The organism is Actinoplanes sp. CA-051413 (assembly GCF_050955795.1).
In the GTDB taxonomy this organism is placed as follows: Bacteria; Actinomycetota; Actinomycetes; order Mycobacteriales; family Micromonosporaceae; genus Actinoplanes.
Map to the genome: position 1 here is coordinate 7,467,045 of NZ_CP192100.1, position 12,422 is coordinate 7,479,466.

Annotated in this window: 13 protein-coding genes; 5 read left to right on the plus strand and 8 right to left on the minus strand. The window is 74.0% G+C overall.

Annotation, left to right across the window (positions count from 1 at the left end; all coding sequences use genetic code 11):
• Window positions 1–27: 27 nt before the first annotated feature.
• Window positions 28–876 carry a sigma-70 family RNA polymerase sigma factor gene (locus ACQP2Y_RS35125; protein WP_433720305.1) on the minus strand — a complete coding sequence of 283 codons (849 nt, stop codon included), beginning with the start codon at window positions 874–876 and terminating at the stop codon, window positions 28–30.
• 248 nt (window positions 877–1,124) lie between these two features.
• Here ACQP2Y_RS35125 and ACQP2Y_RS35130 point away from each other — a divergent pair, with 248 nt between their 5' ends.
• Entirely contained in the window at window positions 1,125–2,675 is a 1,551-nt protein-coding gene (locus ACQP2Y_RS35130; protein ID WP_433720307.1) for a DEAD/DEAH box helicase, read from the plus strand.
• Window positions 2,676–2,725: 50 nt separating this feature from the next.
• On the opposite strand, the gene ACQP2Y_RS35135 is transcribed toward ACQP2Y_RS35130, so the two are convergent.
• From ACQP2Y_RS35135 to ACQP2Y_RS35150, 4 genes are read right to left on the minus strand one after another with little or no spacing between them, the layout of a single operon-like run.
• Window positions 2,726–3,106, minus strand: coding sequence for a VOC family protein (locus ACQP2Y_RS35135; RefSeq protein WP_433720308.1), 381 nt, complete (start codon window positions 3,104–3,106; stop codon window positions 2,726–2,728).
• Window positions 3,107–3,125: 19 nt separating this feature from the next.
• Window positions 3,126–3,650 carry a YceI family protein gene (locus ACQP2Y_RS35140; RefSeq protein ID WP_433720310.1) on the minus strand — a complete coding sequence of 175 codons (525 nt, stop codon included), beginning with the start codon at window positions 3,648–3,650 and terminating at the stop codon, window positions 3,126–3,128.
• Between the two features lie 34 nt (window positions 3,651–3,684).
• On the minus strand, window positions 3,685–6,390 hold the full coding sequence (locus tag ACQP2Y_RS35145; RefSeq protein WP_433720312.1) for an AAA family ATPase: 2,706 nt from the start codon (window positions 6,388–6,390) through the stop codon (window positions 3,685–3,687).
• Window positions 6,391–6,403: 13 nt separating this feature from the next.
• Window positions 6,404–7,045, minus strand: a complete 642-nt coding sequence (locus ACQP2Y_RS35150; protein WP_433720314.1) for a hypothetical protein — start codon at window positions 7,043–7,045, stop codon at window positions 6,404–6,406.
• Between the two features lie 17 nt (window positions 7,046–7,062).
• Between ACQP2Y_RS35150 and ACQP2Y_RS35155 the strand changes: the two genes are divergently transcribed.
• Window positions 7,063–7,251 (plus strand): hypothetical protein, encoded by a 189-nt coding sequence (locus ACQP2Y_RS35155; RefSeq protein ID WP_433720316.1) that lies wholly within the window; start codon window positions 7,063–7,065, stop codon window positions 7,249–7,251.
• A gap of 2 nt (window positions 7,252–7,253) precedes the next feature.
• Here ACQP2Y_RS35155 and ACQP2Y_RS35160 read toward each other — a convergent pair whose 3' ends face one another.
• From ACQP2Y_RS35160 to ACQP2Y_RS35170, 3 genes are all read right to left on the minus strand, one after another.
• Window positions 7,254–8,396 (minus strand): App1 family protein, encoded by a 1,143-nt coding sequence (locus ACQP2Y_RS35160; RefSeq protein WP_433720318.1) that lies wholly within the window; start codon window positions 8,394–8,396, stop codon window positions 7,254–7,256.
• 25 nt (window positions 8,397–8,421) lie between these two features.
• The gene (locus tag ACQP2Y_RS35165; RefSeq protein WP_433720319.1) at window positions 8,422–9,096 is read right to left on the minus strand and encodes a hypothetical protein; all 675 of its coding nucleotides are present in this window, start codon (window positions 9,094–9,096) and stop codon (window positions 8,422–8,424) included.
• Window positions 9,097–9,252: 156 nt separating this feature from the next.
• Window positions 9,253–9,792 carry a hypothetical protein gene (locus tag ACQP2Y_RS35170; protein WP_433720321.1) on the minus strand — a complete coding sequence of 180 codons (540 nt, stop codon included), beginning with the start codon at window positions 9,790–9,792 and terminating at the stop codon, window positions 9,253–9,255.
• Window positions 9,793–9,883: 91 nt separating this feature from the next.
• On the opposite strand from ACQP2Y_RS35170, the gene ACQP2Y_RS35175 reads away from it, so the two are divergent.
• From ACQP2Y_RS35175 to ACQP2Y_RS35185, 3 genes are all read left to right on the plus strand, one after another.
• Window positions 9,884–10,720 (plus strand): NAD-dependent protein deacetylase, encoded by an 837-nt coding sequence (locus tag ACQP2Y_RS35175; RefSeq protein WP_433720323.1) that lies wholly within the window; start codon window positions 9,884–9,886, stop codon window positions 10,718–10,720.
• A gap of 54 nt (window positions 10,721–10,774) precedes the next feature.
• The gene (locus ACQP2Y_RS35180) at window positions 10,775–11,167 is read left to right on the plus strand and encodes a hypothetical protein (protein WP_433720324.1); all 393 of its coding nucleotides are present in this window, start codon (window positions 10,775–10,777) and stop codon (window positions 11,165–11,167) included.
• 200 nt (window positions 11,168–11,367) lie between these two features.
• Entirely contained in the window at window positions 11,368–12,390 is a 1,023-nt protein-coding gene (locus tag ACQP2Y_RS35185) for a LacI family DNA-binding transcriptional regulator (RefSeq protein WP_433720326.1), read from the plus strand.
• Window positions 12,391–12,422 lie beyond the last annotated feature (32 nt).

The following is a 12,422-nucleotide window of genomic DNA, read 5'->3' on the forward strand; positions in this document are numbered from 1 at the left end:
TGAGGCCGGCTCCGCGCGGAGCCGGCCTCAGGCCGCCACCGGCAGACCGTCGGGGCTGGTCAGCGCGAGCCGGTCGCGCAGCCCGCCGCGGGTCGCGATCTGGTCGTAGTACGCCGCCCGGCGCCGCGCCACGCAACCGTCCTTGACCGGGCTCTGGGCCGCCAGCGCCGGGTCCAGGTGCGTGTTCAGACCGTCCTTGAGCAGGGTCAACGCCTCGGCCCGCAGTTGCGACACCCGCGACTCGGTGACTCCCAGCTCCTCGGCGATCCGGGCCATCGGGCGCTCCTCGAAGAAGTAACCGGTGATCACCGCGCGCAGCCGCTCCGGCAGCACGTCGATGGCGTGCCGCAGGTAACCCAGCCGCTCACGCCGGATCAGCAGCTCCTCCGGGCCCGCGCTGGGCTCGGTCACCATGTCGTCGGCCCCCACGGTGGCGAAGCCCTGCAGGCTGAACACCACGGCGCGGGCCACGTCGTCGTCCGCGGACTCGATGTCCTCCACCGTGCAGCCCAGGTGCGCGGCGACCTCGGCCGCCGTCGGGGTCCGGCCCAGCTCGGCGGTCAGCTCCTGGCGGGCGGTGTCCGTACGCCGGGCCCGCTGCCGCACCGACCGGCTGGCCCAGTCCAGCCCGCGCAGCTCGTCCAGCAGGGCCCCGCGTACCCGGGCCGCCGCGAACCGGGCGAACGGCACGCCACGCTCCTCGTCGAAGCCACGGGCGGCGGCCACCAGGGCCGCGTACCCGGCGGAGAGCAGGTCGTCGCGGTTGACGTGGGCGGGCACCCGGGCCAGCATCTCGCGGACCAGATGACCGACGAGCGGCATGTGCGCCCGTACGACGTCCTCGCGACGGCGGTCGAAGACAACAACACCGCTCATGGGGGGTCTCTCCTCGGATACCGGCCGGCGGGGGGAGTCCGGCACTGAGGAGAAACGGTGCGGGTCGCGGGGTGCAGGGAGGGTCACAGTCGGGTGCGGCGGGGTTGCGATGCACTTACGCGTACACTTGATCTCGCGGCCCGCCCAGTTCTGCCTCGGGCCGCCTTGGATCGACCACCACGCGCCGCGACCCGTGAGGTCTGCGCCGGGCAGGACGACCCCTTCAGACTTACGGAGTTCACACCTACATGTCCTCGTTCACCGACCTCGGCGTGCCCACGAAGCTCGCCGCGGCCCTCGCCGACCTCGGCATCACCACCCCCTTCCCGATCCAGGCCGCCACGCTGCCGGACTCGCTCGCCGGCCGCGACGTGCTCGGCCGTGGCCGCACCGGCTCCGGTAAGACGTACGCGTTCGTCCTGCCCGTGCTCGCCCGGCTGGCCGAGAGCAAGTCCCCGCGGCGGCCGACCCGGCCCCGCGCGCTGATCCTGGCGCCGACCCGCGAGCTCGCCACCCAGATCGAGGCGACCATCGCCCCGCTGGCCGCGATGCTCGGCCTGCGCACCCTCACCGTCTTCGGCGGCGTCGGCGCGAACCCGCAGATCAAGGGCCTGAAGGCCGGCGTCGACATCCTGGTCGCCTGCCCGGGCCGGCTGGCCGACCACATCCAGCAGGGCTACGCCAGCCTGGACGCGGTCGAGATCACCGTGCTCGACGAGGCCGACCACATGGCCGACCTGGGCTTCCTGCCGGTGGTCCGGCGCCTGATGGACGGCACGCCGAGCAACGGCCAGCGGATGCTCTTCTCCGCGACGCTGGACGGCGGCGTGGACGTGCTGGTCAAGCGGTTCATGCACAAGCCGGTCACGCACCACGTCGACTCGGCGGCCGAGGCCCCGATCGAGATGACCCACCACGTGCTGCACGTCCGCCACGACGACCGGTTCCCGGTGCTGGTCGACCTGACCGCCGCCCCCGGCCGCACGGTGGTGTTCACCCGCACCAAGCGCCGCGCCAAGACGCTGACCCGCCAGCTCGTGCAGGCCGGCGTGCCCGCGGTCGAGCTGCACGGCAACCTCGCCCAGAACGCCCGCAACCGCAACATGGCGGCGTTCTCCGACGGCAGCGCGCAGACGCTGGTGGCCACGGACATCGCGGCCCGCGGCATCCACGTCGACGACATCGCGATCGTGATCCACGCGGACCCGCCGGTCGAGCACAAGGCGTACCTGCACCGCTCCGGGCGTACGGCCCGGGCCGGCGCGCAGGGCACGGTCATCACGCTGATGACCGACGACCAGCAGAGTGAGGTCCGCGACCTCACCCGCAAGGCCGGCATCAGGCCGACCACCAGCAAGGCCCGTCCCGGCGACGCGCTGCTCGCGCAGCTCGCCCCGGGTGAGCGCACCTACAGCGCGCCGGTGTCCCCGGTGCCCGAGCCGGTCGAGGAGCAGGGCGGCGGCCAGGCCCGGCGTGGCCGTTCGGGCGGCGGCCGGGGCGCGGCCACGGGCGGCACCCGGGCAGCGGGCGGCGGTCGTGGCACGGGCGGCGGCAGTCGCAGTGGTGGCGGCGCGCGTGGCGCGGGCGGCGACCAGCCGGCCGGTTCCGGCGCTCGTGGCCAGGGCGGTCACACCCAGGGGGCGCGTTCCTCCGGTGGCCGTTCCCAGGCGCCTCGCACCCCGGGCGCCGCTCGCGGCGGCGGCCGGCGCGGCGGCACGGGCTCGACGGCCGTGCACACCAGCCAGTCGTCCAGCGGCGGCGCGGCGGCCTTCTCGGCCCGCAGCCGGGCCGCGCGCTAACTAGACACAGGCAAAGGGCGCTGAGGGTTACCTCAGCGCCCTTTCTGCTGTCATCGGCCGGCCAGGGCCGGATCGCGCCAGGCGGTCAGCACGCAGAACTCGTTGCCTTCCGGGTCGGCCAGCACCACGTACGGCTCGTCGCCCTGCTGCCCCACGTCCGCATGCCGGGCGCCCAGGCCGATCAGGCGTTCCACCTCGGCCTGCGGGTCGGTGGCGGTCAGGTCCGGGTGGGCGCGGTTCTTCCCCGACTTCGGGCCGGCCGACGCCTGCAGCCACATGTGCTGGGCGCCGGGCGGAGCGTCGTCCGGCGGGATCAGCTTGGCGTTGCCGTCGTCGCCCTTCTCCACGCGGTAGCCCAGGGCCGCCGACCAGAAGGCCGTCATCACGTCGATGTCCTGCACATCCAGGGTCAACTGTGCGATTCGCAGCATGTCGTGCTGCATACCCCGCTCAGCCGGCTGAAACGCGGCACTCCACGGTCACCCGGACGTGCCGGCCGATCAGGGCCCGGCCCGCGCCGACTCCCGCGGCCACCCGGTCGACCGTCGTCCTGGCCCGCACGTGGTAGCCGTCGGTGACCGGCTGGACGTCCACGATGGACAACGTCAGCGGGGCCGAGCCGCCCCGGATGCTCAGCACCCCGGTGAGCTGCCAGCCGTCGGCCGTACGGCTCAGCCCGGTGCTGCGGAAGCCGATCGCCGGGTGGGTGTCGACGGCCAGGAAGCGCTTGCCGCGTACGTCCTTGTCGCGGCGCGGGTCGTCGGTGGTGAAGCTGGCCGCGTCCAGGTCGGCCGAGACGGTGGACTGCTCGGGTCTCTGCCCCACCATCACGGTGCCGGACCGTACGGCGAAGGTCGCGTCCACGGGTTTGAGGCCGAAGGTGTGGGTCGCCGTCAGCTTGACGCTGGAGCGGGCGGAGTCGATCACGTACGTGCCGGGCCGGATGTCGCCTTCGAGGCGCTGGTGCTGTGTCATACCAGCAGCCTGGCGACCGTGGCGCCCGAAGACCTCAGTACTGCCGCTGAGATCCGGTACGTAGCCAGGACGCGACCTGGGTGCGGTTGCTCAGCCCCAGCTTGGCCAGCAGGTTGCGGACGTGCGTCTCCACGGTGCGCTCGGAGAGCACCAGCCGCTCGGCGATCGCGCGGTTGGCGAGCCCGTCGGCCACCAGCGCGGCGATCTCACTCTCCCGCGCGGTCAGTGCGCCCGCTCCCCCGCGTACCCCCCTGGTCTCCTCGACCAGGACCTGCGCGCCTGCCGCGACCCGGGTCATGCCCAGCCGCCGGCCGGTCGCGGCCGCGGCGGCCGCGAGGTCGTGCGCGCGACGGCGGTCCCCCGGCGCGGCCCGGGCGATCAGCGCCCGCGCCTGGGCCAGCTGGGCCTGCGCCAGGAACGGCGGCGAACCGGCTTCCATGGTGATCGCGGCGTCGAGGTGCCCGACCGCGGTGTCGTGCTCGCCGAGCAGGGACGCGATCGCGCCGAGCGCGCGGGCGGCGGCCCCGTGGCAGTTCGTGGTGCTGTTCAGATAGACGCCGGCGTGGCGCGCGGTGCGGTCGTAGCAGGTCCGGGCCGTGTCGAGGTCGCCGAGCCCGGCCGCCAGCTCACCGCCGAGGACCAGGACGTAGACGCGCAGGCTGCCCGCGGGCACGTCGTCCAGCTTCGGCCGCAGGTGCTGCCAGCACAGCCGGGCCATGTCGCCGGCCCCCGCGTCCAGGGCCGTGCGACCGAGCTGGGCGGCCGCGATCGGCAGGGACAGGGCCGTCGACATCTGCCCGGCCGCGGCGACATATTCCGCGGCCTGCCCGGTCTGCAGGGACAGACCGGCCAGGAACGCGTAGTAGAGCCCGACCGCGGTCGGGTCCTGCATCCGGTGCCCGACCTCCCGGGCCTCGGCGGCGAGCTGCTCCGCCTCGGTGAGCCGGCCGGCCAGCAGGGCCCGCGTCGCCCGGGCCCGCAGCAGGTGCCAGCGGGCGAGCGGCCACCCCAGCCGCTGCGCCAGCGTGTCCAGCCGCAGCGTCTCCGCGTCGGCGGCGGCGTTGTCACCGGCCATCAGGTACGCGTCGATGCGCCAGGTGCGCCCCCACAGCTCGGCGTCGGGGCGGCCCAGGGCGCAACTGCGCTCGGCCAGGGCCACCACCTCGTCCGGCTGCTCGAACGGGTCGGTCACCTGGTGCCGGGCGTGCACCGCCGCCGCCATGTCGTCGGGGCTGCCGGTCAGCTCGGCCAGCGCCATCGCCTCGGCGCTGATCTCCTGCGCCCGCCGCACGTCCCCGGAGTCCGCCAGCAGGTACGCGTACTGGGCGAGCACCCGCGGGTGCCGGCCGGCGACGGCGAGCGCGCGTTCGCAGAGCAGCAACAGGGCCGGTCCCAGCTCGCCGGCGACGCCGCGGACCACCAACGCCGCCTCGACGGCCAGGTCGGCCCGGTGGTCGCGTTCAGCGCTGTCCAGCACGGCCGCGCAGTCAGTACGGGCCAGGTCGAGCCGGCCCTCCGCATACGCGGCCGTGGCCCGGGCGAGCCGGTCGGCGGGGTCGTCCGCCAGCTCGACGGCGTGGCCCTGCCAGCGGATCGTCTCGGCATAGTCGAGGGCTCGGGTGGCCGCCGTGGCCGCAGCACGGCACGCGTCGACCGCGCTCTGCCGGGAGCGGGCGTCCACGGCCGCGCGTACCCGGTGCCGGGCGATGTCGGCGGGCGCCGCACCGGCCGTGGCCAGCGCGTCGGCGAGCCGCTGATGCCAGGCGATCCGCTCGCCGCGGGACAGCTCGTCGTAGCGGGCCTGCCGGACCAGGTCGTGCGCGAAGGCCAGCAGCGCGGGCCGCCACGGGTCCTCGGTCAGCACCCCGGCGTCCAGTGCCTCGGCGAGCAGGCCGTCGACCGAGTCCGGATCGCTCGCCGCCGTACGCAGCACCGCCACGTCGATCTCCGCACCCAGCGCGGCCGCCCCGCCCAGCAGCTCCCGGCAGTCCGCGCTGAGCTGGGCCGTACGCCGGCCGACGAGCCGCCGCAGCTCGGCGGGCACCTCCAACCGGCCGGCCGGGCGGCGCAGCCGGTCCTCCCGCGACAGTTGCCGGGTCAGCTCCCGGACATAGAGCGGGTTGCCGCCGCTGAGCCGGTGCACCACGGCGGGCCACGAGCCGTGCACGCCGGGACCGGCCTCCTGGGTCAGATACGCACCGACCGCCGGCGCCTCCCACGGCTCCAGGCGCAGCACCTCGACGGCGGGCAGATCGTCGAGCGGCACCGGCGGGCGGACCGTGCCGACCACCAGCAGCCGCGAGCCGGACAACTCCCGGCAGAGCATGCGCAGCAACGCGACCGACGCGGCGTCGGCCCAGTGCAGGTCCTCCAGCACGAGCACCAGATGACCGGCCTCCCGCAGCGCGCGCACCGTGCGCTGGGCCACCCGGAAACGGACGGCGGCCTGCGACTCACCCTCGGCGGCGGTCGCGGTCAGCAGCTGCGGCGACAGCCCGGGCACGTCCTCCAGCAACCGCAGCCACGGCCAGTACGCGGGCGCGCCCTCGTCGGGCACCGCCCGCGCGACCCGGACCGTGGCACCGGCCGCCGCCGCGCGGGCCACCGCCTCCTCGACCAGGGTGGTCTTGCCGATGCCGGCCTCACCGACGATCAGGGCTGCGCCACCCTCGCCGGCTGCCGCGGCGGCGCGCAGCCGGTCCAGGGCGACGACCTCGGGCACCCGGCCCACCAGAACCACGGGCCCAGAGTAACTACGGTGTGACCGCGATCTCCGCGCCGAGCCGGTAGCCGTCGCACAGTTCCAGGTCGTCGCCGCTCCAGAAGCGGCCCGGGTCGTACCAGCTCGGCTGCTTGCCGTGCGGCAGCAGGCCCATGTCCTCGTAGGTCACCGCGACCACCTCGGCGCAGTACGCCGTCTCGAGGTCGGCCTCCTCGGCCCCGGGCTCCTGCCACGGCAGGCGGATGCGGGGCACCCGGCCACGGGCCCAGCGCCAGGCGAGCTGGGCGCTGGACGGGAACGGCGTGCCGTCGAGGCGGGCGACCGTCTTGAGAGCGCGGTCCTCCATCTCGGTGGTCACCGGCTGCTCCAGCTGCCGCAGCCAGCCGCGCTGGCCGTACCGCCGGGCCCAGACGGTGACCGCGTCACGCAGGTCGTGCAGCTGCACGCCGCGCTGGAAGGTGCCCGACCACATGTCGGGCAGCGACTTGCCCAGCTCGGCGTGCCACATCAGCGGTGGCATGTCCTCGATCACCAGCGACATGCCGACATGGTTCACCGGGCTGTTGGTCATCGCCTGGATGGCCCGGTCCGGGCCGGAGCGGCCACGGAACAGCCAGATGTCACCCGTACGCGTCAGATCTATGGCCTCGTCGAGGCTGATGTCGGCGACCACGTGTCTATCCTCAGCAGATGCGTTGGTGGAAGGTAGCGGGACTGGCCGGGCTTGCGGGAATCACAGCCACGGGGGTGGTGCTGGCTCGCTCCGAGCGGCGGCGCCGGGCGTACACCCCGGACGAGATCCGGGAACGGCTGCACGCCCGGGTCGCCGAGGGCACGGCCGACAAGGCGCCGGAGCCGGCCGACAGCGAGCGGGACTGACCTCAGACAACGTCGGTGTCCCGCAGCAGGGACCATAAACCGGCGCCGTCCGGGGCGGCGAACCACGTCTTGCCGCCCGAGCCGACCGCCTCGGGCGTGCCCGACGGCCCGGGGACCGCGCCGGCCAGCACGGCCTGGGTCGGCGAGAGCCGGCGGATGGCCACGGCTGCGACGTTGTCCGGGTGCTCGCGCGCGAACTCGGAGTAGATCTCCTGGTCGTGCTGGCCGTCGTCGCCGATCAGCAGCCACTTGATGTCCGGGAACTCGGCGGACAGCCGGCGCAGGGTGTTGCGCTTGTGCTCCTGGCCGCTGCGGAACCACCGGTCCGGGGTCGGACCCCAGTCGGTGAGCAGCAACGGGCCGGCCGGATACATGTGCCGGGACAGGAAGCGGGCCAGCGTCGGCCCCACGTTCCAGGCGCCGGTCGACAGGTAGAACACCGGCGCGCCCGGGTGGGCCGTGACGAGCCGCTCGTAGAGCACCGCCATGCCCGGAACCGCGGCGCGGGCGTGCTCGTCGAGAACGAACGTGTTCCACGCCGCGAGCAGCGGACGGGGCAGGGCGGTGACCATCACCGTGTCGTCGATGTCGGAGACGACCCCGAACTTGATGCCCGGGTCCACGACCCGGATCGGTGCCTCGACCGGCTCGGCGCCCTCGGTGCTGAGCCGGACGCTGCCCCAGCCCGGCTCGAGGTCGCCCTTGACCCGGGTGTCGACGTAGCCACTGCGGTCGGTGCGGGTCTCGTGGACCTGGTCGCCGATCTGGATCCGCACCGGCGCATTGTTCACCGGTGAGGTCGTGAAGCTGCGCCAGCCGCGCACCTTGTCCAGCTGCCGGACAGAGCGGGTGCGCCGGGTCAGCACGACCCGCGCCATCACCCGCGCCCAGCCCGGCGCGCCGTAACCGGTGTACGCGGTGATCACCGGCTCCCAGCCGCGTTGCCGCAGCCGGCGCTCGACGATCTCGTGCAGGGCATCCTCGATGCGCGCCGCACGATGCAGCCGTACGGCGGGCGGGCGGCCCGCCGGGGTCAACGACACTTCGGCCTCCTGCCGTCCGTCATCAGCGACCCCGACGGTACCTGGCCTGCCTGAGTCGCGCCTCGTAAGTCCGGGCGTGGGCAGTCCGACGGGTGACCACATTCCACTCTGGACGATCGCCGGCGGCTCAGTGCACTGCCAGCCGGGCCTTGGCCGGGCGCGCCGGCGTCCACTGCTGCCTGTAGTGCACGTCGCTGCCGGCCGGGACCCGAACCGTGCGGGCCTCGGCGCGCAGGCCGCGCAGCGTGGCGGCCGCCCGCTCCGACTCCTGCCACGCCAGCCGCTCCTGCTCTGCCGCGGCCTGGTAGGCGGCGAACCGGTGCTCCCGCACGGCGGCCCGCAGCGCGGCCTCCTGGGCGACGGGGTGCCGCCGCGGGTTCCAGCTGCCGCGGTGCGCGAGCACCTCGTTGAGCTGCGCGATCGACAGCTCCCGGTGCCGGCAGGCCGCGGTGGCCATCCGGTGCAGGTTGCGCTCGCGGTCGGCGAGCTCGGTGCGGGTGCGGCGCTGCTTGAAGATGGGGAAGGCGGCCGCGGCGGCGACCCGGCGCGCGTCCCGGTCGGCCGCGTCGAAGGCCGCCCAGGCCGCGTCGACCTGCTCCTGGGCGCGTTCCCAGGCGGCGCGGCGGCGACGGGACACCTCGGCGGCGCGGTCGGCGGCCGCGGCGCGCTCGGCAGCGCGCGGATCAGGAGGCAGCGCGGCCGGGCGGGCCGGGCGGCGGGGCACAGCGAAGAGGGCCGTCGCGGCGGCGACGGCGATGAGCAGGACCATCCACATGGTTGCGGCGGTTTCCACGATGAACATCCGCTTCTCTAGGGGTTTGTCACTGATCTGGGGCCGCTGACGGTCGCGGCGCTGCCGGCTTCCGGCGTTTCCCGTACGCGCACAGGAGTCGCTCATGAAAGCCGAGGGGCCGGCGCCGTCACGGGACGGGACGCCGGGCGGGGTGGTGGGCCCGGCTCAGGCGCGCGGCGGGCCGCGCTGGCCGTGAACCCGCAGGTTGGCGCCGGCGGCCGCGCGGGCCTCGACGCAGATCCCGCGGCCGTCGTGCCGCGGCTGGACCGGCAGCCCGGCCACGCCCTGCACCGCGCCCGCGTCGACATGCCCGGAACCCGGAGCGTCGCTCTGCCCGGTCTCCGCGGCCTCGGCGGCCTCAGCGGCCTCGGCTGTCCGGACAATCTCAGCGGCCAGGGCGGTCTCAGCGGCCAGGGCGACCTGGGCGGTCCCGGTCACGCCGCTCGCCGACTCCGGAGCGCTCAGGGCCAGACCGGCCCGGCTGCCACCCAGGCGCGGCGCGGGGACCTCGATCACCGGCACGGCCGGGCCCGCCGGGGTGTCGACCGTCGTGATGATCGTGACCGGGGACTCGGCGGGCACCTCGGCCGGGCTCAGCACCGACGGGAGCGCGAAGGCCAGGGCGATCAGCGCCAGGCCGGCCAGGAACTGCAGCAGGCGTCGACCGTCCCAGTAACGGGGCAGCAGGCGCGCGACAGTGGCCACCCTGACAACTTACCGTTCTCGGCCCCTCCGTGCACAGATAGTCGTGAGTGCGTCCTTCGTCCCACTCCGGCGAGTGAGGGACCATGGACGGGTGACGCAGATCGAACAGCTCGCCGAGTGGGTCGGCGACGGCGGCGTGGTCGTGCTGAGCGGGGCCGGCCTGTCCACCGATTCCGGCATCCCGGACTACCGCGGACCCTCCGGCGCGGCCCGCCGCACCACCCCCATGACGTACCAGGCATTTACCCGGGATCCGGTCGCCCGGCGGCGTTACTGGGCGCGCAGCCACCTGGGCTGGCGCACCATCGGCGACGCCCGGCCCAACATCGGGCACCGGGCCGTGGCGCGGCTGCAGGAGCTGGGCCGCCTCGACGGGATCATCACCCAGAACGTGGACGGGCTGCACCAGGCGGGCGGCGCGCACGGCGTGGTCGAGCTGCACGGCAACCTGTCCCGGATCACCTGCCTGGACTGCGGTGAGCTGTCCGACCGGCTGGCCCACTCGGACCGTCTCGACGCGGCGAATCCGGGCTTCGCGGCGGCTGTCAACGCGGTCAACCCGGACGGCGACGTGGAGATCGACGACGCCGAGCTGGACGGCTTCACGGTGGTCGACTGCGAGTCCTGCGGCGGGATGCTCAAGCCGGACGTCGTGTACTTCGGCGAGACCGTGCCGGCCGAGCGGGTCAGCCGCAGCTTCGAGCTGGTCGCGGGGGCGCGGACATTGCTGGTGCTCGGATCCTCGCTGACGGTGATGTCCGGGCGGCGGTTCGTGCTGCGCGCCGCCAAGGACGGCATCCGGGTGGCCATCGTCAACCAGGGCGTCACCCGCGGCGAGCCGTACGCGGACCTGATCGTGGACGCCGCCCTCGGTGCGGTGCTGCCCGACGTGGTCCGCCGGGTGGAGGGTGTCGCCGTACCCGGATGATCTGGGTACGCGGGCTCATCCGGCGGCCGGTGGCAGCGCCCTAGGTTCGGTGCCATGCCCGTCACGAAGCTCCGCGCCCTGTCCGGCCTGCTCGCCCTGGCCGCCGCCACCGTGTTCACCTGGTGGGCCTGGCTGGGCCGGGACACCACCAAGACGCTCGACCCCGAGACCGGGAACTACTCGGGCCCGTACACCACCGCCCAGGTCGCCGGTGCCGTGCTGACGCTCGCCGTCCTGCTGATCGCCGCCGTGCTGCTGCGGGTGCCGGCGCTGCCGGCGGCCGCCGTGATGACCGTCGCGTTCACCGCGGCGTGGACCGCGCAGGCCGCCGGCGAGGACGAGACGGGGCTCTATCTGGTGGGGACTTTCCTCGTGCTGGCCGGCATGACCGCCGGCACCACGGTGGTCGCTCTGATCACCGCGCGCCTGCGCCGACCGGCGACCTGATCCCGCCCGTTTCATCCGGTATCGCGGGGCTCGCGAAGCACGTAAACGAGTAAGCCGCAACCTAGTTACCGTCTCGAAACCTAAATAAAGCTACCGACGCGTTGACGTGACCCGGCTCACCGGAGTTAACTGCCCGGAACCGCTCCCGAAACCGGTTCCGAAACTGCGGTGCAACCATCTGGACACAAGTCGGAGGACACGTGCCAATCACCATCGCCGATGTGGCAGCCCGGGCCAAGGTCAGCAAGACCACGGTCTCCCGGGTGCTCAACGGCAAGGGTGAGCTGGACGAGTCGACCGCCGCCCGGGTCCGCAAGGTCATCGAGGAACTGGGCTATGTGCCCAGCTCACGGGCCGTGGGCCTGGCCCGCGGCCGGACCCGGGTGGTCGGCATGCTGGTCCCCTCGCTCACCTGGCCGTGGATCGGCGAGGTGCTGCAGGGCGCCGTGGACGTGCTCGAGACCGAGCGCTACGGCCTGCTGCTGTTCACCTGCAACCGCGGCGAGGAGTCGATGCGCCAGTTCGGCGTGCAGGTCTCCGCCAAGAGCTTCGACGGGCTGCTGGTCATCGAGCCCGAGGGCACCCTCGACTACATCGCCATGCTGCACGCCCGCGGCTTGCCGGTGGTGCTGATCGACGACCGTGACGTGCAGCCCGGCCAGATCCCCAGCGTGGGCACCACCAACCACACCGGCGCCGGCGCCGCCGCCCGGCACCTGCTCGAGATCGGCCGGCGCAAGCCGCTGGTCGTCGCGGGTCCCGAGCGCTTCGGCTGCACGGTGCAGCGGCTCGACGGCTTCGCGAGCGTCTTCGCCGAGGCCGGCCACCCGGTCACCCCGGACCGCGTGCTCCAGGGTGACTTCACGATCGCGCGCGGCTTCGAGCTCGTGCAGGCGGCGCTGGAGTCCGGTGTGGAGTTCGACGCGATCTTCGCCCACAACGACCTCTCCGCCACCGGCGCGATGCAGGCCGTGCTCGACAGCGGCCGGCGCATCCCGCAGGACGTCGCGGTGGTCGGCTTCGACGACATCCCCATGGCGGCCCACACCCAGCCGCCGCTGACCACCGTGCACCAACCGCTGCGCGAGATGGGCGAGGCGGCGGCGCGCACGCTGCTCGCCCACTTCGAGGGCTCACCCCTGCCCAACCGCCCGACCGTCATCCCCGCCACGTTCACCGTCCGGGGCTCCACCGGCGTGAGCCCGGAGCCCGACTCCGCATAAGCCTTACTCCCCCGTCACACCCCCATAGATCC

Coding starts and splice junctions, on each gene's coding strand:
- ACQP2Y_RS35125 (WP_433720305.1), bottom strand. CDS start 876: ATGAGCGGTGTTGTTGTCTTCGACCGCCGTCGCGAGGACGTCGTACGG.
- ACQP2Y_RS35130 (WP_433720307.1), top strand. CDS start 1,125: ATGTCCTCGTTCACCGACCTCGGCGTGCCCACGAAGCTCGCCGCGGCC.
- ACQP2Y_RS35135 (WP_433720308.1), bottom strand. CDS start 3,106: ATGCTGCGAATCGCACAGTTGACCCTGGATGTGCAGGACATCGACGTG.
- ACQP2Y_RS35140 (WP_433720310.1), bottom strand. CDS start 3,650: ATGACACAGCACCAGCGCCTCGAAGGCGACATCCGGCCCGGCACGTAC.
- ACQP2Y_RS35155 (WP_433720316.1), top strand. CDS start 7,063: ATGCGTTGGTGGAAGGTAGCGGGACTGGCCGGGCTTGCGGGAATCACA.
- ACQP2Y_RS35160 (WP_433720318.1), bottom strand. CDS start 8,396: ATGTGGTCACCCGTCGGACTGCCCACGCCCGGACTTACGAGGCGCGAC.
- ACQP2Y_RS35165 (WP_433720319.1), bottom strand. CDS start 9,096: ATGTTCATCGTGGAAACCGCCGCAACCATGTGGATGGTCCTGCTCATC.
- ACQP2Y_RS35180 (WP_433720324.1), top strand. CDS start 10,775: ATGCCCGTCACGAAGCTCCGCGCCCTGTCCGGCCTGCTCGCCCTGGCC.